This window comes from Pseudomonas sp. Q1 (genome assembly GCF_009935975.1).
Classification (GTDB): domain Bacteria; phylum Pseudomonadota; class Gammaproteobacteria; order Pseudomonadales; family Pseudomonadaceae; genus Aquipseudomonas; species Aquipseudomonas palleroniana.
On record NZ_QODI01000018.1, the window covers coordinates 96,959 to 115,899 of the forward strand.

General features: G+C 58.9%; 19 protein-coding genes and 1 tRNA gene. 8 read left to right on the forward strand and 12 right to left on the reverse strand.

Annotated features, from left to right (window positions below):
- The first annotated feature begins 32 nt into the window (after positions 1 to 32).
- The 5 genes from DK870_RS25005 to DK870_RS25025 are packed head-to-tail and all read left to right on the forward strand — an operon-like array spanning position 33 to position 3,733.
- Positions 33 to 572 (forward strand): chemotaxis protein CheW, encoded by a 540-nt coding sequence (locus DK870_RS25005; protein ID WP_161549999.1) that lies wholly within the window; start codon positions 33 to 35, stop codon positions 570 to 572.
- A 9-nt stretch (positions 573 to 581) separates the two neighbouring features.
- Complete coding sequence (locus tag DK870_RS25010; protein WP_161550000.1) at positions 582 to 1,391, forward strand: protein-glutamate O-methyltransferase CheR; 810 nt, start codon at positions 582 to 584, stop codon at positions 1,389 to 1,391.
- The gene (gene cheD / locus DK870_RS25015) at positions 1,388 to 1,891 is read left to right on the forward strand and encodes a chemoreceptor glutamine deamidase CheD (protein WP_060755843.1); all 504 of its coding nucleotides are present in this window, start codon (positions 1,388 to 1,390) and stop codon (positions 1,889 to 1,891) included. The genes DK870_RS25010 and cheD overlap by 4 nt, the downstream gene beginning before the upstream one ends.
- On the forward strand, positions 1,884 to 2,966 hold the full coding sequence (locus DK870_RS25020; protein WP_161550002.1) for a chemotaxis response regulator protein-glutamate methylesterase: 1,083 nt from the start codon (positions 1,884 to 1,886) through the stop codon (positions 2,964 to 2,966). Before cheD ends, DK870_RS25020 begins: the two co-directional genes overlap by 8 nt.
- The gene (locus DK870_RS25025) at positions 2,966 to 3,733 is read left to right on the forward strand and encodes a sulfite exporter TauE/SafE family protein (protein WP_161550004.1); all 768 of its coding nucleotides are present in this window, start codon (positions 2,966 to 2,968) and stop codon (positions 3,731 to 3,733) included. Before DK870_RS25020 ends, DK870_RS25025 begins: the two co-directional genes overlap by 1 nt.
- A 167-nt stretch (positions 3,734 to 3,900) precedes the next feature.
- On the opposite strand, the gene DK870_RS25030 is transcribed toward DK870_RS25025, so the two are convergent.
- Genes DK870_RS25030 through DK870_RS25040 form a run of 3 tightly spaced genes read right to left on the reverse strand, consistent with a single transcriptional unit; the run spans position 3,901 to position 5,746 of the window.
- Positions 3,901 to 4,218 (reverse strand): YciI family protein, encoded by a 318-nt coding sequence (locus DK870_RS25030; protein ID WP_161550006.1) that lies wholly within the window; start codon positions 4,216 to 4,218, stop codon positions 3,901 to 3,903.
- A gap of 26 nt (positions 4,219 to 4,244) precedes the next feature.
- Positions 4,245 to 4,877 (reverse strand): FMN-dependent NADH-azoreductase, encoded by a 633-nt coding sequence (locus DK870_RS25035; RefSeq protein ID WP_161550008.1) that lies wholly within the window; start codon positions 4,875 to 4,877, stop codon positions 4,245 to 4,247.
- A gap of 41 nt (positions 4,878 to 4,918) precedes the next feature.
- The gene (locus tag DK870_RS25040) at positions 4,919 to 5,746 is read right to left on the reverse strand and encodes an alpha/beta fold hydrolase (protein ID WP_161550010.1); all 828 of its coding nucleotides are present in this window, start codon (positions 5,744 to 5,746) and stop codon (positions 4,919 to 4,921) included.
- A 122-nt stretch (positions 5,747 to 5,868) separates the two neighbouring features.
- Between DK870_RS25040 and DK870_RS25045 the strand changes: the two genes are divergently transcribed.
- Complete coding sequence (locus DK870_RS25045) at positions 5,869 to 6,873, forward strand: GlxA family transcriptional regulator (RefSeq protein ID WP_161550012.1); 1,005 nt, start codon at positions 5,869 to 5,871, stop codon at positions 6,871 to 6,873.
- A gap of 647 nt (positions 6,874 to 7,520) precedes the next feature.
- Here DK870_RS25045 and DK870_RS25050 read toward each other — a convergent pair.
- Together DK870_RS25050 and DK870_RS25055 are read right to left on the reverse strand one after the other, a co-directional pair.
- Positions 7,521 to 7,596, reverse strand: a tRNA-Asn gene (locus DK870_RS25050).
- Between the two features lie 85 nt (positions 7,597 to 7,681).
- Positions 7,682 to 8,566 carry a LysR family transcriptional regulator gene (locus DK870_RS25055; protein ID WP_090369672.1) on the reverse strand — a complete coding sequence of 295 codons (885 nt, stop codon included), beginning with the start codon at positions 8,564 to 8,566 and terminating at the stop codon, positions 7,682 to 7,684.
- A 101-nt stretch (positions 8,567 to 8,667) separates the two neighbouring features.
- Between DK870_RS25055 and lldD the strand changes: the two genes are divergently transcribed.
- A complete protein-coding gene (lldD, locus tag DK870_RS25060) occupies positions 8,668 to 9,798 on the forward strand; it encodes an FMN-dependent L-lactate dehydrogenase LldD (RefSeq protein ID WP_090369670.1) in 1,131 nt (376 codons plus the stop codon).
- A gap of 303 nt (positions 9,799 to 10,101) precedes the next feature.
- Positions 10,102 to 11,028, forward strand: a complete 927-nt coding sequence (locus DK870_RS25065; RefSeq protein ID WP_161550014.1) for a GGDEF domain-containing protein — start codon at positions 10,102 to 10,104, stop codon at positions 11,026 to 11,028.
- A gap of 21 nt (positions 11,029 to 11,049) precedes the next feature.
- Here the strand turns inward: DK870_RS25065 and DK870_RS25070 are convergent, their stop codons facing one another.
- The 7 genes from DK870_RS25070 to DK870_RS25100 form a co-directional block, all read right to left on the reverse strand.
- A complete protein-coding gene (locus DK870_RS25070) occupies positions 11,050 to 11,823 on the reverse strand; it encodes a TenA family transcriptional regulator (protein WP_218580644.1) in 774 nt (257 codons plus the stop codon).
- A 78-nt stretch (positions 11,824 to 11,901) separates the two neighbouring features.
- Positions 11,902 to 14,364, reverse strand: coding sequence for an EAL domain-containing protein (locus DK870_RS25075; protein ID WP_161550015.1), 2,463 nt, complete (start codon positions 14,362 to 14,364; stop codon positions 11,902 to 11,904).
- Between the two features lie 71 nt (positions 14,365 to 14,435).
- The gene (locus DK870_RS25080; protein ID WP_161550016.1) at positions 14,436 to 16,253 is read right to left on the reverse strand and encodes an ABC transporter ATP-binding protein; all 1,818 of its coding nucleotides are present in this window, start codon (positions 16,251 to 16,253) and stop codon (positions 14,436 to 14,438) included.
- Positions 16,246 to 16,848: a DsbA family protein gene (locus DK870_RS25085; RefSeq protein ID WP_178126907.1), complete on the reverse strand. Its 603-nt coding sequence runs from the start codon at positions 16,846 to 16,848 to the stop codon at positions 16,246 to 16,248. Before DK870_RS25085 ends, DK870_RS25080 begins: the two co-directional genes overlap by 8 nt.
- Before the next feature lie 36 nt (positions 16,849 to 16,884).
- On the reverse strand, positions 16,885 to 17,826 hold the full coding sequence (locus DK870_RS25090; protein ID WP_104994374.1) for a rhodanese-related sulfurtransferase: 942 nt from the start codon (positions 17,824 to 17,826) through the stop codon (positions 16,885 to 16,887).
- Positions 17,827 to 17,944: 118 nt separating this feature from the next.
- Complete coding sequence (locus DK870_RS25095) at positions 17,945 to 18,241, reverse strand: BolA family transcriptional regulator (RefSeq protein ID WP_060755931.1); 297 nt, start codon at positions 18,239 to 18,241, stop codon at positions 17,945 to 17,947.
- A gap of 6 nt (positions 18,242 to 18,247) precedes the next feature.
- The gene (locus DK870_RS25100) at positions 18,248 to 18,766 is read right to left on the reverse strand and encodes a DUF2059 domain-containing protein (protein ID WP_060755932.1); all 519 of its coding nucleotides are present in this window, start codon (positions 18,764 to 18,766) and stop codon (positions 18,248 to 18,250) included.
- Positions 18,767 to 18,941: the final 175 nt, after the last annotated feature.

The window sequence follows — 18,941 nt, forward strand, 5'->3', positions numbered from 1 at the left end:
AGACATCGACGCGGGCTTACAGGGAGAGTGACATGGGTGCAGTGATGACTAACCGTCAGACCGCAGTGGCGGCGGATGAGGATGCGCAATACCTGACCTTCATGCTCGGTGGCGAGATGTTCGCGATCGGCATTCTGGGCATCAAGGAAATCATCGAATACGGCAGCCTGACCGTGGTACCGATGATGCCCGCGTTCGTGCGCGGCGTGATCAACCTGCGCGGCGCCGTGGTGCCGGTGGTTGATCTATCGGCGCGTTTCGGCCGAGCGAACTCGCCGATTACCCGACGCTCCTGCGTGATCATCATCGAAGCGAGTACCGAAGATGGGCAGCCCCAGGACATCGGGTTGCTGGTGGATACGGTATCCGCCGTGCAGGAGATTCCAGCGGCCCAGATCGAGCCCCCTCCCAGCTTCGGCGCGCGGATTCGCGCGGACTTCATCGGCGGCATGGCCAAGGTCGAAGGCAAGTTCGTGATTGTGCTGGAGGTGGGCAAAGTCCTTTCTATCGATGAGATGTCCAGCCTGGCCGAAAGCGCGCAGGCACCGGCGCTCGACCTTGAGCAGCGTTGAGATACGATCATGGCCGACACTGCCTCGCTCGATGATCGTGAATTCGGTCAATTCCAATCCTGGTTGTACCGTGCGGCCGGCATCAACCTGTCGCCGGCCAAAAAAGCCTTGGTGGCCGGGCGCCTGTTCAAGCGCCTCCAGCATTATGAATTGGAGAGCTACGGGGACTATTTCAAACTGATCATGAACGACCAGCGCAAGGGCGAACTGCAAGTCGCGCTGGACCTGCTGACCACTAACGAAACCTACTTTTTTCGCGAGCCCAAGCACTTTGATTTCCTGCGTCAGCACGTCCTGCCCAAGGCCACGCCGGGCAAAGTGTTTCGCGTGTGGAGCGCGGCCAGCTCCTCGGGCGAAGAGCCCTACAGCCTGGCAATGACGCTGGCCGAGGCCCTGGGCACTACGCCTTGGGAAGTGATCGGCTCGGACATCAGCACTCAGATGCTGGCCAAGGCGCGTACCGGGCATTACTCGATGGAGCGCGTCGGCACCCTGCCCCAGCCGCTGCTCACCAAATACTGCCTCAAGGGCATCGGCCGCCAGGAAGGCACGTTCCTGATCGACAAGAGCCTGCGCAACCGCGTCAACTTCGTGCAAGTCAACCTGAACGAGCCGCTGCCAGGCCTGGGCGAGTTCGATGTGATCTTCCTGCGCAACGTGATGATTTATTTCGACCAGCAGACCAAGAGCCAAGTCGTCGCACGCTTGTTGCCGCAGCTCAAGCCCGGCGGCCATTTCATCATCAGCCACTCGGAAAGCCTCAATGGTGTGAACGACACCTTGAAGCTGGTGGCGCCGTCGATTTACCGAAAGCCATGAAAAAGCCTCTCGGTGCAGCCGAAGTGGTGTTGGCGCCCGGCCAAGTCACTTTTGCGACGCGGCCGACTCGCCTGCGCACCTTGCTCGGTTCCTGCGTGGCGTTCACCTTCTGGCATCCGCAACGGCGGATCGGCGGCATGTGCCATTTCATGCTGCCAGCACGCTTGCGGCATGGTCAGCCCCTGGATGGCAAATACGGCGACGAAGCGCTGGAGCTGCTGATTCGGCATGCACGCGCCCATGGCACGCGGCCCCAGGACTATCAGGTGAAGGCGTTCGGCGGCGGCGAGATGTTCCCCACGCAGCATCGCCACCTACCGGCGCAAAATGTGGCCGCCCTGAACATCCGCGCCGCGCTGGCGCTTGCCAAACACCATCATTTGCACCTGGCGGCCCAGGACATGGGCAGTACCGGTTATCGCACTATCGTGTTCGACCTGTGGAACGGCAACGTCTGGGTCCGGCATCAACCAATGGGATTACTCAAAAACAATGCCTAATAAAAAAATCAGCGTATTGCTGGTCGATGACTCGGCCGTTGTCCGCCAAGTGCTGCTGGCGATTTTCAATGACACGCCGGATATCCACGTCATAGGCGCCGCCTCCGACCCGATTTTCGCCATGGACAAGCTCGCCCGTGAATGGCCGGATGTGATTGTGCTGGACGTGGAAATGCCGCGCATGGATGGCATCACCTTCCTCAGGAAAATCATGAGCGAGCGCCCGACACCGGTAGTGATCTGCTCGTCACTGACCCAGAAAGGCGCGGAAACCTCCCTGCAGGCTTTATCGGCCGGCGCCGTGGACATCATCACCAAACCCACCACCGGCCTGAAAAATTTCCTGATCGAATCGGGCCCGGAACTGATTGCGGCAATCCGTGCGGCGGCCAACTCCAATGTCAGCAACCTCGGCAAGCGCATCGCCAAGCCGACCCCGGCGCCCACGGTCGCCGGCAAGCTGACCGCGGATGCGATCCTGCCCGCCGCCAACGGCCAGGCCATGGCCCAGACCACTGAACGCATTGTCGCCATCGGCACCTCCACCGGCGGCACCCAGGCGCTGGAGGCCGTGCTGACGGCACTGCCGAGGGTGTGCCCGGGCATGGTGATCGTGCAGCACATGCCGGAGAAGTTCACCGCCTCCTTCGCCGAGCGCCTGAACAGCGTGTGCCAGATCGAAGTGCGTGAAGCGCGCAACAACGACCGTATCCTGCCCGGCCTGGCGTTGATCGCTCCCGGCGGCAAGCACCTGATGGTCACACGCAGCGGCGCCTACTATCACACTCAGGTCATCGACGGGCCGCTGGTCAACCGCCATCGGCCATCAGTGGATGTGCTGTTTCGCTCAGTGGCCAAATTCGCCGGCAAGAACGCCACCGGCATCATCATGACCGGCATGGGCGACGACGGCGCCCGCGGCCTCAAGGAAATGCTCGTTGCCGGCGCCGCGACGGTAGCCCAGGACGAGGCCAGTTGCGTGGTATTCGGCATGCCCAAGGAAGCCATCAAACTAAACGCCGCCCAGCGCATCATGGCGTTGCAGGATATTCACCAGGCGATCCTGCATAAGTGATGTTGGATTTTACTGCCTGGGCGACGGCACATGATGGGTTGACAGGTGCTGCCCTGGTTTTTCTCGGAGTTCTGACGGGATTCGTCGGGACCAACACCGGTGGGAGCGTGTTTCTAACCGTCCCAGTGATGATCTGGTTGGGGATTGCGCCTCAGTCAGCGATCGCCACAGCACGCTTGGCCTCGGTAGGCACCATGGTTGCCGGGTTGCGGCACTTCCATAATCAGGGAAAAATCGATTATGCGCTGGCCGTTCCGGCTGCTGCACTAGGGCTCGCCGGGGCCGTGGGAGGAGCGAGCCTGCTGCTTCAAATAGACCCCGCGCTGCTGCACAAAGTGATTGGCGGGCTGACGTTGCTGCTGGTCGCATTGTCCTTTATAAAAAAACCTCGTAGCGGCGAAGCACCTCCCTCAGCGGCCAGGCGTCTGTTTGGCTATGTTCTCTTCATTCCAGTAGGAATGATCGGCGGGCTATTCGGTGGGCAGGCCAAACTCTCGACGTATTTATTCATTATCTTTTTCAGAAAAACCATCAGCGAATCGGTGGGTACACGCAAAGTCGGCGGGCTCGTCCTTTCCGTGGGCTCACTCATCATTTTCGGTGTCAGCGGCATCATCAACTGGCAGTACGGATGTTGCCTGATTATTGGCACGCTATTGGGCGCCAATGCCGGCGCCAAGTTTGCGTTAAAGAAAGGTGATCAATGGATGGAGTCAGTTTTCAATATCGTCGTGATTGCGTTGGCATTGAAGATGCTGTTCTGGTGAGCAGGGGCAAGGTCAAATCCAGGGCAAAAAAAGCCTGCATGACTGCAGGCTTTTCACTGTATGGCACGGTTTGGGAAGTATAAGCACCTGATTAAAAATCCCCTCGCCGTCCCACTGAAGAGCGATGCCACCCAAAAAACGCAACTCCTTATGCGACAGGCAACGCGCTAAACACAGTCTATGGACTTGGCTCCGCTGGCCCAGTGGGCTGCGAAATCGGACGTGCGGACTGCCGGATCACAACCCAGAATGTCGAAAGTTGCCAACCGGTAAACATCGAACGGGTCCTCGGCGACTATTTGTTGAATGTCCGAGTGGCGCTCACCATACGCAAGGATGAAGCCCCCGCTCTCATCGGCGAGAGGGCCGGCAAACAGTATGATTCCGGACTGTATATATTTGACCAGCCACGCTTTGTGGGCTTCCAAGTGAGCTTGAATTTCCTCAACAGGGCGAAGGTAGGTAAGTTTGATAGCAAACAGCATGAATTCAAGCCTCCAGACTGGGTGAGTTATTGAGCAGGGGCTGACAGGCTTGCAATGACAGCGGGCATTGCAGCTATGGCTTTTTCAACGCCCTGGTCTCGTAATTGCTGGCCTCTGGAGACGCCTTCGGCGCGGATGAAGTGGATATCACTAATTCCGAGAAAACCAAAAAATGCCCTGAGATAACTTTCTTGGAAATCCATTTTTTGCAGTGGCCCCTCCGAGTAGAAGCCCCCACGAGCCGAAACCACGATGACGCGTTTATCGCCGGACAAGCCTACAGGACCCTGTTCTGTGTATTTAAAGGTTCGTCCGACTTGGGCGATCCTGTCGAGCCAAGCCTTTAGCTGGCTCGATACGTTAAAGTTGTACATCGGAGCGCCGATGACCAGCACATCGCTCGCCAGGAACTCCATGACTAGAGTTTCTGACAGTTGATGCTCCTGCAAAGTGGCCTCCGTAAAATCATTGATCTCGGTTTGTCGGAATCCTGCTGCAATAGGACCGGTGAGATGCTTCAACTCATCATCGACCAGGTCGCGGTACTCCACATGCGTCTCGCGATGGCTATCTTGAAGATGTGCAACGAAAGTTGAGGAAAGTCTACGGGTTATGGAGTTGCTGCCCATTATGCTCGAGTCAATATGCAGAATTTTCATGCTTGAGGACCTGCTTGCTGTAGAAAACGTATGAGCACTTTTCATCGTCCGGCTTCTCTGGCGGCTTGATCGATGAACTTGGCTACCGTGTCGGGATGAGAAACAAGGGACAGGTGGCTGGATCGGATTGATAAGGTCTGTGCTCCAATCTGTTTCGCGATAGCCAGCTGTACCGCTGGTAAAAGCGCCTTATCGTCAGTTGTCTGCAAGTACCAACTCGGCTTGTCGTGCCACGCCGCGTGCTGGACTTTCTCGACAAAACAGGCTGCCGCTATAGGCTGTTGAACCGATGCAAGCAACTGCACTTTTTTCATCGGTAAGTCCGCCGCCATGACTTGATGAAACTGCACGGGATCGTCCAGCCAAACCCAACCCTCCGCATCGGGTGTCAGGCCAGTCATAGGCGCATTCAGTCGCTGCAGAAGGCCCGCTGCTGATTCACCGCTGTCGGGCACTAAAGCGGAGAGATAGGCCAACCCCTTTACATTGGAGGCGTTACCGGCCTGCGTTATAACCGCGCCGGCCCATGAGTGTCCTACCAGCAGAACATCACCTTGTTGTCGGCGAAGTACGCGCTGCGTTGCCAAAACGTCATCTTCCAATGAGGTCATCGGGTTCTGTACGGCGGTGACGTGATAGCCCATAGCAGTCAACTGCTTGATCACCGGTGTCCAGTTCGAGCCATCGGCAAATGCACCATGTACCAGCACGATGTTGCGCACACTGCCATCAGGTAACGCGGCCAGGACCGGGCCACCGGAGAACAACAGCGATAAACCCAGGGCCAAGCCAAGTCGGCTCAGCCAGCTCAGCGGACCGGGGCGTTTTTCTTCGTGAGGCCTGGAGTTCAGGTAGAGCGGCAGGTTCATGTCGGAGCGCCTTTGCAGTTGACTGTGCAAAGTTTAAGTAGGCGCAACTGGAACTGTTAGATAACAAATAAGCCACACTTCATGCAAAACTCGCCAACTTGATTGCCAAAGCAGGATTTGCCATGCGCGTTGCGATTGTTGCTGTGGAAGGTAGCTTGATGTCTGCCATCACTGGGCTGGCTGATCTGTTCTGGATGACCAATCAGGCGCTGAAATCACCACCGCCTGGTTTGGCTTCGGAAATGAGCGCCAAGATCGATGTTGAATTCGAAACGATCATCGTCAGTGCGGATGGTAAGGCGCTAAGGGATCCTCAGGGCAGACTGATCCCCGTTGATGCAGATTTTTACGGCGCGGGGCCTTTTGATGCTGTGCTCGTGACTGGCATGGCCTTGGGGCCGGATAGGTTGCCGCCCACTTCCGACTCCCTCAAACACGCGGCAGCTTGGCTCAAAGTGAACCATCAGCAAGGCGTACTGGTCGGTGGGGCGTGCGCGGGTACGTTTGTTCTGGGAGAGTCTGGGTTGCTCGACAACAGACGCTGCACCACGACCTGGTGGCTGCACCATGCTTTCAAACAGCGATTTCCAAAAGCCCAGCCGGTGTGGGGCACTGCGGTGGAGGAGCAAGACGGCATCATTACCACTGGAGGACCGTTATCCTGGATTGATCTGGCCCTCTACGTGATTAGGCGCTTGGCCGGTGCCGATGTCGCCAAGTTGACCGCAGATATCTCTGTGACCGACAGCTTGCCCCTGCCTCAACTGGTTTATGCACCCCGAGGTTTTATCAATAGTGCCAATCCGCTGCTTCTGGAAACCGAGCAAATCATTCGTCATGCCAAACCCGGGCTGACGGCTGAAGAGCTGGCCAAAACATTGAATCTGAGTGAGCGGACACTGCATCGGCGACTCAAGGCATTGACCAATGAGTCGCCTAAAGAACTCATTACCCGCGTGAGGATAGAAACGGCCTGCGTCCTCCTTCAGACACCGGGAGCCAGCGTTAAACAAGTGGCCCTCAAGTGCGGCTACAACGAAGATACCTCGTTTCGACGGGCTTTCATTCAACTTACGGGGATGACTCCTGCGGATTACAAGCGCTGGTCTAAAGGGCGGTCCTCCTGAGCCTAAGACTGGAGACGGAGCGGATCAGCAAGATCGGGCAGTTACCGCCGCGTCCGTTCAGCTAACTTGAAGTGAACCGGGAAAACGCTTGCAACTCAGCTACCCGCTAATGGGTAATGCTCAATACGGCACGCATGACTATGGCCATCGCCTTTACATATCCCATCCAGATACCGGTAGTTCACACGCACCGACTGGCCTTTTTTTGGCCACTCTCGGCGTGGGATCTGGCTTTGGTAATCAGTAGTTTCTGGGATAAACGTGAGGGTCGCCCCCTCTTCCGGGCACTCTGCCGTGGTCGATGTAGGGCTCACCTTCAGGATCTGCGCCTGCAGCTTGGGGTATGGATGTTTCAATACATCAGTAACACGTAACTCCATACTGCAAATTTGCCACGATGCTGCTTGTACTGGTTGGCACAACAGGAAGAGGGGAAAAGCAAATAACGCGTAGCGAGCTACATGATTGCCCATTATTGACACTGCCTCGAATGTTGATATCCAGGACGTTATCAGAATTTAACCCATCAAATCATGGAGCGATCGACCTCCTGATGCGCATTCATGCCGCTCACGCCGTGCGCTTTGATCACCCCGAAGAAATCCAAGGCAAAAAAAAAGCCTGCATCGCTGCAGGCTTTTCCTATCTGGCTCCACGACCTGGACTCGAACCAGGGACCCAATGATTAACAGTCATTTGCTCTACCAACTGAGCTATCGCGGAATGCGCCGTATGTTACTGATTAAAAAGAAGAAGTCAAGCATCTGGATGCATTTTGGTGAATTCATCCTGATAACCGCTAGCCGCCCTACTCCGAATGGGCCATTTCCTTGGCCAAATCCAGCCAGGCACGCGCCGCCGGCGGCAGGTGGGCGCTGGCGCGCCAAGCCAGGGCGATGTGCCAGTCGGTGTGGGGTTCGTCCAAGGGGATCAGGGCGATACCGGTGGGTTGGTGCATGTGCGCCAGCATGCGCGGCAGGAAGGCGACGCCCAGGCCCGCCGAGACCAGGTCGACGATAAAGTCGATCTGCCCGCTGCGGGCCGTGACTTTGGGTGTCACGCCTTTGCGCTCGCAGGCGGCGAGGATCTTGGCGTTCAGGGCGAAGCCGGCTTCGAACAGAATGAACGGTGAGTCCGCAAGGTCGGTGAAGTCGATGCGCTTGCGCCGGGCCAGCGGGTGGTTCATGGGCAACACGGCCATCAGGGGTTCATTGCGCACGGGTTGGAAGTCGAACCCTTCATCCGTGGGCAGCAGCAACGCCGCGAGGTCAATCTCCCCGGCTTCCAGGCACCCGCGCAGTTTCTTGCTGCCGTACTCGGTGAGTTCGATTTCGATGTCAGGGTAGCGCCTGCGGTAGGTGGCGAACATGGCCGCGAACAGCACGCCGCAACCCACCGGGGGCAGGCCGATGCGCAGCTGGCCACGCTTGAGGCCGCGCAAGTCATTGATCTCGGCCACCAGGTCATTGCTCTCGGCGAGCAGCACCTGGGCGCGACGGTAGACAATTTCACCGGCGGCGGTGAGTTCGTTACGGTGGCCCAGGCGATTAAAAAGCGGCGCGCCCAGTTCATCCTCCAGCGTCCTGACGGCCTTGCTCACGGAGGACTGAGTCAGCGACACCACCTCGGCAGCCTGGGAGAAGCCGCCCTGGCGCACCACTTCGACAAAGGCACGCAATGCTCGTAGATTCATCGGTATTCCTTTTGCGACTGGCTACCATTGATAAAAGTTGTTTTTATCATGCCAGATTATTGCCTATCCTGAATCACCTTGCCTTGTGGAGCCCTTCTTCAATGATCATCTCGTCCGCCTCCGACTATCGCGCAGCCGCCAAGCGCAAGCTGCCGCGCTTCCTGTTCGACTACATCGACGGCGGTGCCTACGCCGAACACACGATGCGCGCCAACAGTTCGGACCTGGCCGAGATCAGCCTGCGCCAGCGTGTCCTGCGCAATGTGGATAGCCTGAGCCTCAAGACCACCCTGTTCGGCCAGCCCCTGGACATGCCGGTGATCCTCAGCCCGGTGGGCCTCACCGGCATGTATGCGCGGCGCGGCGAAGTGCAGGCGGCCAAAGCAGCCGCCAATAAAGGCATCCCCTTCTGCCTGTCGACGGTGTCGGTGTGTTCGATTGAAGAAGTGGCGTCTCAAAGCGCGCAATCAATCTGGTTCCAGCTGTATGTCCTCAAGGACCGTGGCTTCATGCGCAACGCGCTGGAACGGGCCCAGGCGGCCGGGGTGACGACACTGGTGTTCACCGTGGATATGCCCACGCCAGGCGCACGCTACCGCGATGCACACTCGGGCATGTCCGGGCCATTCGCGGCGTCGCGGCGCATGCTGCAAGCCGTCACCAAGCCGCAATGGGCGTTCGATGTGGGGTTGCTGGGCCGTCCACACGACCTGGGCAATATCTCCAGGTACCTGGGCAAACCCACCCACCTGGAAGACTACATCGGCTGGCTGGCCAACAACTTCGATCCCTCCATCAGCTGGAAAGACCTGGAGTGGATCCGTGAGTTCTGGAAAGGCCCGATGATCATCAAAGGCATCCTCGATCCGCAGGATGCCAAGGACGCCGTGAGCTTCGGGGCCGATGGCATCGTGGTCTCCAACCATGGCGGGCGCCAGCTGGACGGCGTGCTGTCCACCGCCAAGGCCCTGCCACCGATTGCCGACAAGGTAGGCGATGACCTCACCGTGCTGGTGGACTCCGGCATCCGTTCGGGGCTGGACGTAGTGCGCATGCTCGCCCTGGGTGCCAAGGCGTGCCTGCTGGGCCGCGCCACCGCCTACGCACTGGCTGCCGACGGCCAGCACGGGGTGGAAAACCTGCTGGATATCTTCGCCAAGGAGATGCGCGTGGCCATGACCCTGACCGGGGTCACGTCGATTGAGCAGATCGACCGCACAACCTTGGTCTAAGCCAGCAGTCAGCCAAATAACTGACGCGAGCAGGCGACAACCCCACTGAGTTATAAAAGCAATTAATTGATTTGTAAGACGTTTTATACAGCCAAAAGGATTTGGCACGAATCTCGCTCTAATCCCTGACAAGCAGGTTAAGCGATGACAAGACGTGCGGCGGTGCCCCGGGGTTATAACCCGGACTAAAGCGGTTTAAACTGTTCCTATTGTTTTACGCAACTGACGGAACAGTAAGACGCTTGGCTTCTGCCATTCTCATCCAGCCTGTAAGACAGTTCAGTGCTTAGAGGCCGTCCAACTATGAAAACACCCACCCAGACCAACGCAATTGACTTCGACAGTGCCAAATTGCAACGTCTGGGGTTTGGTCAACCCTCCCTGCGGCCGCAGCGTCCCATCACCCTTAACCAATTGCGCCAGCAGCTGAACCAGCAATTGCAGGTCAGCCTGGAGCCGGAGCGTATCCTCGGCCTGTTCTTTCGCGAAACCCAGCGCCTGGTCCCCGTGGATGCCCTGCAGTACCGTCACGCAACCAGCGACCTGCGCCTGGAGTTCGGCCATCGCGGCCATCATTCAGTGAGCTACAGCCTGAGCCACGAAGGCGAGCACTTGGGTGAACTGATCTTTCGCCGCAACCAGCGCTTCATGGAAGACGAACTGCACCAACTCGAAACCTTGCTGGCGACCCTGCTCTATCCGATGCGCAACGCCCTGCTCTACCGCGCAGCCACGCGCAGCGCCCTGCGTGATCCATTGACTGAAACCGGCAACCGAATCGCCATGGACCAGACTCTGCAAAGGGAGATCGACATGGCCAAGCGGCACCTGAGCCCGTTGTCTTTGCTGATGCTGGACATCGACCACTTCAAGCGAATCAACGACACTCACGGTCATGCGGCTGGCGACAGCGTGCTGCGCGAAATCGCCACCACGATCAAAAACCAGTTGCGCAACGTGGACATGGTGTTTCGGTTTGGCGGGGAAGAGTTTCTGATCCTGCTGTCGAATACCGGCCGAGAGGCCGCCGCCATGGTCGGCGAGCGTTTGCGCCAGGCAGCACAGGCACAGGATTACTGGGTGGAGGGGACGCGGATCGAATTGACGGTGAGCCTCGGCTGCTCAACCTTGTTGGCCGCCGAGTCGGCTGAAAGCCTGCTGCGCCGGGCCGATAACGCTTTGTACGTGGCCAAGCGCGAAGGCCGTAACCGCTTGGCGATGGCGGGGTAAGCCCCCGCCATCACGCTTGCATCACGCCTCGCTGGCGACGCGTGCCGGGCGCTCGCGAACGGCCGCGAGCATCTTGTCGTTGTCTTTTTCCAACCGCATGCAGCTTTCCAGAAACAGGTACATGTAGTCGTAGCTCTTGCAGACGGCCTGGCGCAACTCGACCTGCAAGGCCTTGCTCGGGTTCATCCCGGCCAGGGTGCAGATGATTTCCAGGGCTTCCCAGGGGTGGGCGTCGTCGTACTGGGCGTGCATCTTCAGCCACTTCATCGCACGCTTGCGGTCTTCCTCAGGGAAGGCGGCGGCATACACACCGGTCGAACACACCACGGCGGACCACTCCCCAGTCGCCCCCTCGATGGCATAGTTGGTTGCGGCAATTGCAACGATCAGCGCATCGGACGAACTGGTATGCCAGCACCAATGGCTCAGGGCATGCAATTCCGGCGGTACATTCTGCGCCTGCAACTCCTCCAGGCTCACGCCATGGGCACGCGCCCAATTCACCCAATAGTCAGCGTGGTTCAGTTCCACACGAATATTGCGCATCAGCCAACGTCGCGCCATATCCTCCCCAGGATGGCGGGCAAACTTGGTCTTGGTGAGGTTCTGTGCCATGTACAAGGCAAACTGTTCCACCACCGGCCAGCCACCAATCAGGTAGTGGCGCATGGTCTTGGCGCTGAGCGTGTTGTCGCGCATGCGCTGGTACAGTTCGTGCTCGACAACTCGGCGCTTGCTCTCGCTACAGTCCTGGATCAATTGTTGCGCCCAGGCGGGGTAACTCGAGGCTTCCATAAGCGGGCCGGTTCTGTTGAATGTGTCGATCACTGTAGGGCTCCTTTTTTAGTGTGATAGTACAGACCAGCAAATGTTTCAGCGGAATGTGCCGGGCGCCTTGAATAACAGAGGCTGCGGACGCACAGGTCGACACTGCAAGCTATCAAAGGTAAACAATTGCGGGCGTTCAATCAGGTAGCCCTGAGCGTAATCCACACCGATCTCAAGTAACGCCTGTTCGATGTGCGTGGTTTCAACAAACTCGGCAATTGTGCGCTTACCCATGACGTGGCCGATGTGATTGATCACTTCGACCATGGCGCGGTTAATCGGGTCGTCCAGCATATCCTTTACGAAACTTCCATCGATCTTCAGGAAGTCTACAGGTAAATGTTTGAGATAAGCGAATGAGGACATTCCGGCGCAAAAGTCATCGAGGGAAAAATGGCAACCTAAGGCTTTGAGTTCATTAATAAAACGGATTGCACTGCCGAGATTGGCAATAGCACTCGTCTCTGTTATTTCAAAACATATCATTTCAGGCGGGATGTTATAAGCCGCGAATTTCTCATGTAAAAAACCCAGGAAATCGTCATCACCAATGGTAATGCCTGACAGATTGATCGCACACATGGCCATGGGCCGGCCCGGACGCTCATGCATGCACTTGGCGATGATCTTGAACACGTTCTCGACCACCCAGCGGTCCAGCGATGTCATCAGGCCGTAACGTTCGGCGGCCGGGATAAAGCTGTCGGGCAAGATGATGCGCCCCCCTTCATCGTGCAGTCGCAACAGGATTTCGATATGCCCACTGCCGGCGTCGGTATGGCCCAGCGGCGAGATTTCCTGGGAGTACAGGCAAAAACGGTCTTCCTCCAACGCCATGTGCAGGCGCTGCACCCAGGCCATCTCACCGAAACGCAAAGACAATTCCGAGTCATCGGCATGGTAGACCTGCACTCGGTTGCGGCCCTTTTCCTTGGCCATGTAGCACGCCATATCTGCCGCCCGCAACGACGTTTCGAGGGTGGTCGGGGTTTGTGAGATGTGCACCAGGCCGATACTGACGGTGGTCATGAACGGCCGTCCCTTCCACACAAAATGCAGGCTCTGCACGGTATGGCGCAGGCTTTCGGCGATTCTTTCCGCCACCGGCGCCGGACAGTTCTCCAGCAGGATGCCGAACTCGTCGCCGCCCAACCGAGCCAGCGTGTCGCCTTCGCGCAGGTCCGACTGCAGCAGCGCACAAATATGACGCAGAAGCTCGTCACCGGCCGCATGACCACAGGTGTCGTTGACCAGCTTGAACTGGTCCAGGTCTAGGAACATCAACGCATGCCGCCCACCCTGCTGGCGCCCCACTTGTTGCAGCACCTGCTCCAGGCGGTACTCGAACTCGCGACGGTTGGCCAGGCCGGTCAAGGCATCATGGGTCGCTTGCCACGACAGGTTGGCGATGTACTGGCGCTCCTGGGTCATATCGTGCAGCACCAGTACCGCACCGCTGACTTTGCCGGCGCTGCGGATCGGCGCCCCCACCAGCGTCACCGACACCGTACTGCCGTCCAGGCGCTGGATCAGCTTGGAATGTTCGCTGCCGCCACCAAGCCGGCCCCTGATGATGCGCTCGATCAGGGTAAAGCCGTCGGGCTCGGCGCTTTCGTCCAGCAGGTTGAACAACGCCGCCAGAGGCAGGCCTTGGGCCTGGGCGTTTTTCCAGTGGGTCAACGCCTCCGCCGCTGGGTTCATGTAGGTGATGGCGCCATCGACGTCGGTGGTGATCACCCCGTCGCCGATCGACTCCAGGGTGATCTGCGCCCGCTCCTTCTCGACTTGCAGGGCATTGGCGAAGGCATGGCGCTGGGCCAGAAGCTTGTGGGTACGCAGCAGCGCCAGAACAATCAGCCCCAACGCGGTGGCCAGGTTGGTGATCAGCAACAGCCGCAAAATCATCCGCGAGCCTTCGCCCAAGGCATCGCTGAATGCCTTGGCCGCCGGGGTCACGCCGTCATTGATCGCAATGATGTGCGCCTTCCAGTCGCGCACGTTGTCGCCACTGACTTGATTGGCGCTGATCGCCCGGTGCATCGACTGGGCCAGTTCATCCAGCTGCACCAGGTAGCCATCGCCCACGGTCCACAGTGCGATGGCTTTTTCCAGGTAGCTGAAATGGCGAAAGTTGAGGTACAGCCAGATCAGGCTGGAAACGTCATCCGGGTGGTTGCCCCCCTTGAGAATACCCAGGCGCGCCGCGGTGAGGTCAGGGACGGGACGGTCGAGGGCAATGCGCAACTCGTGCCCACCCTGTGGCACGGCGATGGCGTGCTGATACTTGAGGTAAGTGGCTTCGTCGCGATTATCGGCGTAGAGGGTCAGGTAATAGATGGCATCTTTCTGCCCCTTGGACCAAAGACTTTCGCCAGCCACATAGCCACGCACCGCTGAAAGCACGTAGAGACTGACGCAACCCAACAATGCCTGGAACAGCACAACGGCAATAAAAGGCCAGACAATGCCCAACAACCGTGGTGTTCCGAGAGTTCGTTTTTGCTTCATGAAGTCCCTTGCACATGCACAGCTGAATACGCACGCGAAAATCCGCCCCCGACAGCACAGCCTAAGCTAACTCAACGCACTTGTTGCAGGTGACCATACAGCTTGGCGTACAACCCGCCATCGGCAATCAATTGCTGATGGTCGCCATCTTCGGCGATATGCCCACCATCGAACACCAGTACCCGATCGGCCTGTTTCACCGCCGACAGGCGATGGGCGATAATCAGTGTAGTACGCCCGCTGAGAAACCGCGCCAGCGCCTGATGCAGGTTGTACTCGGTGGCGGCATCCAAAGCGGAGGTCGCCTCATCCAGAATCACCACCTTCGGCTCGGCCAGCACCATCCGCGCTATCGCCAGGCGCTGGCGCTGGCCGCCGGAAAAGCGCACGCCGGAACGCCCCACCACGCTGTCCAAGCCCAAGGGCAGCGCCCTGACGGTAGCATCCAGCTGGGCGATCTCCAATGCCTGCCAGCAGGCCTGGTCGGAACGGGTACGGCCCATGGTCAGGTTGGCGCGCACGGTATCGTTGAACAACGCCGGATGCTGCAGCACCACCGCAACGTTTTCACGAATGGTTGCCAGGCCGATCTCCTGCTGGGTGGCACCGCCAAAACGGATACTGCCCGCCTGCGGGGTATACAAGCCCAGCAGCAGTTGTACCAAAGTACTCTTGCCGCCACCACTGGCACCGACGATGGCGACCTTCTCTCCGGGCGCAATACTCAGGTTAAGCTGGTCGAGGACTAAATCTTCGCCGTAGCCGAAATTGAGGCCCCGCACATCAATACCGACCGTTTCATGCCCGGTAAACGGATCTTCGCCACCGGCATATTGCGGCTCATCGGCGCGCGCCAGCAGCTCGTTGATCCGCGTCAGCGCCCCACCCGCCGCGTAGTAGGCGTATTGCAGGTTCAACAGCTGCTCCACCGGGCCGATCATGAACCACAGGTAACTGAACACGGCGAGCATCTGGCCAATCGACAGGTCGGAAAACAACACGGTGAGCATCGCCGCCGCACGGAAGATGTCGATACCAAACTGGAACAACAACCCGCTGGCGCGGCTGGAGGCGTCGCTTTTCCATTGGGAGTTGATCGCATAATCGCGCACCTCCAGGGCACGCTGGCCGAGGCGCCCGAGGAAAAAACCCTGGCGGTTGCCGGCGCGCACTTCCTGGATGGCGTCCAGGGTTTCGGTCAGCGCTTGGGTAAAGCGTGAGGTGCTGTCGTTTTCCAGCTTCTTCAGGTGTTTGACGCGTTTGCCCAACTGCACCGTGGCGTAGATCACCAGCGGGTTGAACAGCAGGATCAACAACGCCAGTTGCCAATGCATCCACACCAGAATGGCCGAGGTACCCACCAGAGTGAGCATGGCCACCAGGAAACGGCTGAGGGTTTCACCGACAAATTTGTCCAGAGTATCGAGGTCGGTGACCAGATGCGTGGTGACCGTGCCGCTGCCCAGGCTTTCATATTCGCCAAGGGAAATGCGCTTGAGCCGTTCGATCAGGCGCACGCGGATGCGGTACACGATGTCTTTGGCCAGCCGTGCGAACAGCCGCGCCTGCACGACGTTGAATACCAGCGCACCGCAGCGCAGCAGCAGGGTCACCAGCAGCATCAGGCCGATATAACCGGCGGCTTTCCGCCAGCCCAGCGGTAAGACGTGGTTCATCACCTTGAGCGCGGCGTCGCCGTGGCCCAGCAGTACTTCATCGACCAGCAGCGGCAACAGCAACGGAATGGGCACACTGCACAGGGTCGCCAGCACGGCGACGCCATTGGCGAGCCACAAGGATTTCTTGTGACGCAGGGCCAGGCGACGGATTTCCGCCCAGGTCAGGCGATCAGTGCGTTTGCTCGGCTCGAGGTCAGGCTGGTCATGCACAGGTTGCTCGCTCCAGCCATCGAGCCAGCAACGGCGACAGCTCGGACAGCGGCTGGTAACCATTGGTCAGCAGGGCCAACTGGCCATTGCGCTCGGCCAGCAGCGTCGGGAAACCGGCGATGCCCAGGTCCTGCACCCAGGTGAAATCGGCGGCCGTCGCCGCGTGTTGCTCGGCGCGGTCAAACTCACCGGCAAACTCGATGCGCGGGATGCCCGCCTTCTCCGCCAACTCCACCAGCACACTGGCGAGGGTCACATCGCGGCCCTCGACATAAAACGCACGCTGGATCAGCCCCAGCAGCTTCCACGCGCAATCCGGCGCCAGGCTGCGGGCAGTGACGATGGCGCGGCACGCAGGCTCGGTGTCATAAACGAAACCGTCGGGCAATGCGCCTTCAAGCTTGAACGGCTGGCCGGTGGCCTCGGTGACCGCCTGCCAGTGCTCCAGGATGTAGCGTCGGGTCGTAGGCTCCAGCGCCGCGCCGCTGCCGGTGCGCAAGCCGCCCACCACCAGGTGCAGCTCCACGCCGGCGGCCTGGGCCTGCTCCACCAACGCCTCGGCCACCGGGGCAAAGCCCCAGCACCAGGAACACATCGGGTCCATTACATAGAGCAGGCGCGCGGACATGGCTCAGGCCTCGGAAGGGGTTTGCTTGTAGTTGAAGCCAATCGGGTGCGGCATATTGCGGGCCTTGGCCAGTTCAATCTGCTTTTGCCGGTCGATCGCACTGCGACGGGTCTTCTCCGGCAGCTTATCCCAGCAATGCGGGCAACTGATGCCGGCCACATAGTGCTCGGACGCACGGTCTTCGACGCTGACTGGCGTGCGGCAGGCATGACATTGATCGTAGTCGCCTTCGCTCAAGTCGTGGCGGACCGTCACGCGATTGTCGAATACAAAGCAGTCGCCCTGCCATTTGGTTTCTTCCTGGGGTACCTCTTCGAGGTATTTCAGGATGCCACCCTTGAGGTGGTAGACCTCATCGAAGCCTTCGCTGAGCATATAGCTCGACGCTTTCTCACACCGAATGCCGCCGGTGCAGAACATCGCGACCTTCTTGTGCTTGGCCGGGTCGAAGTTGGCTTTGATGTAGTCGGGAAATTCGCGAAAACTGGTGGTTTTCGGGTCGATCGCGCCTTCGAAGGTGCCAATGGAGACTTCGTAGTCGTTACGGGTGTCGATCAACAGCACTTGCGGGTCGCTGATCAACGCGTTCCAGTCCTTGGGGTCCACATAGGTGCCGACTTTCTTGTTCGGATCGACGCCTTCGACGCCCAGGGTCACGATCTCTTTCTTGAGCTTGACCTTGGTGCGGTAGAACGGCTGCTCGTCGCAGTACGATTCCTTGTGGTCGATGTCGACCATGCGCGGATCGTTCTTCAGCCAGGCGATCAGGCCATCGATGCCTTCGCGGCTGCCGGAAACAGTGCCGTTGATGCCTTCTTCGGCGATCAGCAAGGTGCCTTTGATGCCGTTGTCGACCATTGCCTGCAGCAGGGGTTCGCGCAGGGCGACGTAATCTTCGAGGGTGACGAACTTGTACAGTGCCGCCACGACAATCGGTTGAGTCATGGGTGTTCTCTCCAGGTGGCTACCCTCGTAAAGGGTGAACCGGATGCAAAAAAAACGCGCCGGCTAAGCGGCGCGTTGCGGATTCTAACAAATGCCCGGTGTCAGAGACACCCGCTCATTAATCATGCCCGCCGGCGCAGGTCGGCGAGGCCGGGGCTGCGTCGATTTTCGCCCATTCGTCAGGCGTGTAGGTATGCAGCGCCAGCGCATGAAACTCGCTCATCAGATCACCCAGGGTGGCGTAGACCTTCTGGTGGCGCTTGACGCGGTTGAGCCCCTCGAACTGCGGGCTGACCAGCACGGCCTTGAAGTGGGTCTGCAACCCGCGGCTGTGCATGTGGCTTTCATCCAGCACACTCAGATGGTCGGAGCCCAGGGCGGCAAGCGCCGTTTCGATACGCTGTTGCATGGTCATTCCTGCTTACTTCTTCTTGGCCGGTGCGGCGGCTTTCGGCATCAGCTCGTTGGTCATGTCTTCCAACAGCTTGTTCACGACCGGCACGGCGCTTTCCAGCTTGGCCTGGGTCATCTGGGCCGATTGCTGGGTCAGTTGCGGCATTTTTTCCAGGACTTTCTTGCCCAGTGGCGACTGGTAGAAAGCGACCAGGTCCTTGAGCTCGGATTCGCTGAAGTTGCTGGTATAGAGCTTGACCATGTCCGGCTTCAGCTTCGGCCAGCCGATGGCCTGGTCCAGGGCGGCATTGGCCTTGGCCTGGTAGCTGTCCAGTACGGACTGCTTGGCGGCAGGCGCCTTGGTCTGTTCGAAACGCTGGGCGAACATTTGCTGCACTTGCATGTACACCGGGGTACCCAGCTTGTCGGCGTGGGCCAGGGTAAGGAAGGCTTCGGCACTGGCGTTGTGGCTGGCGGTATCGGCAAGAACCTGGCCGCTGGCGCAAACCAGAGCAACCGCGGTACAGATGGCACGAAGACGAGTCATCGAGTTTCCTTTTCTAGCAGGCGAGGTAAGACCCCAAGGGCGCCCATTCTGCGCCTAAAAAACCTTATGGCTCAACCCCGCCCCTTGTCGGACGTGGATTTGCCGATGAAAAGTCTTTTAGGGAACCCGCCCGGCCGATCACAGCCTAAACTGCGCAAACGAACCTGAAGGAGTG

Bases quoted from the DNA above. Each gene is read 5' to 3' on its own strand.
- DK870_RS25005 (WP_161549999.1), top strand. From the start codon at position 33: ATGGGTGCAGTGATGACTAACCGTCAGACCGCAGTGGCGGCGGATGAG.
- DK870_RS25010 (WP_161550000.1), top strand. From the start codon at position 582: ATGGCCGACACTGCCTCGCTCGATGATCGTGAATTCGGTCAATTCCAA.
- cheD (WP_060755843.1), top strand. From the start codon at position 1,388: ATGAAAAAGCCTCTCGGTGCAGCCGAAGTGGTGTTGGCGCCCGGCCAA.
- DK870_RS25020 (WP_161550002.1), top strand. From the start codon at position 1,884: ATGCCTAATAAAAAAATCAGCGTATTGCTGGTCGATGACTCGGCCGTT.
- DK870_RS25025 (WP_161550004.1), top strand. From the start codon at position 2,966: ATGTTGGATTTTACTGCCTGGGCGACGGCACATGATGGGTTGACAGGT.
- DK870_RS25030 (WP_161550006.1), bottom strand. From the start codon at position 4,218: ATGCTGTTTGCTATCAAACTTACCTACCTTCGCCCTGTTGAGGAAATT.
- DK870_RS25035 (WP_161550008.1), bottom strand. From the start codon at position 4,877: ATGAAAATTCTGCATATTGACTCGAGCATAATGGGCAGCAACTCCATA.
- DK870_RS25040 (WP_161550010.1), bottom strand. From the start codon at position 5,746: ATGAACCTGCCGCTCTACCTGAACTCCAGGCCTCACGAAGAAAAACGC.
- DK870_RS25045 (WP_161550012.1), top strand. From the start codon at position 5,869: ATGCGCGTTGCGATTGTTGCTGTGGAAGGTAGCTTGATGTCTGCCATC.
- DK870_RS25055 (WP_090369672.1), bottom strand. From the start codon at position 8,566: ATGAATCTACGAGCATTGCGTGCCTTTGTCGAAGTGGTGCGCCAGGGC.
- lldD (WP_090369670.1), top strand. From the start codon at position 8,668: ATGATCATCTCGTCCGCCTCCGACTATCGCGCAGCCGCCAAGCGCAAG.
- DK870_RS25065 (WP_161550014.1), top strand. From the start codon at position 10,102: ATGAAAACACCCACCCAGACCAACGCAATTGACTTCGACAGTGCCAAA.
- DK870_RS25070 (WP_218580644.1), bottom strand. From the start codon at position 11,823: ATGGAAGCCTCGAGTTACCCCGCCTGGGCGCAACAATTGATCCAGGAC.
- DK870_RS25075 (WP_161550015.1), bottom strand. From the start codon at position 14,364: ATGAAGCAAAAACGAACTCTCGGAACACCACGGTTGTTGGGCATTGTC.
- DK870_RS25085 (WP_178126907.1), bottom strand. From the start codon at position 16,848: ATGTGTTCCTGGTGCTGGGGCTTTGCCCCGGTGGCCGAGGCGTTGGTG.
- DK870_RS25090 (WP_104994374.1), bottom strand. From the start codon at position 17,826: ATGACTCAACCGATTGTCGTGGCGGCACTGTACAAGTTCGTCACCCTC.
- DK870_RS25095 (WP_060755931.1), bottom strand. From the start codon at position 18,241: ATGACCATGCAACAGCGTATCGAAACGGCGCTTGCCGCCCTGGGCTCC.
- DK870_RS25100 (WP_060755932.1), bottom strand. From the start codon at position 18,766: ATGACTCGTCTTCGTGCCATCTGTACCGCGGTTGCTCTGGTTTGCGCC.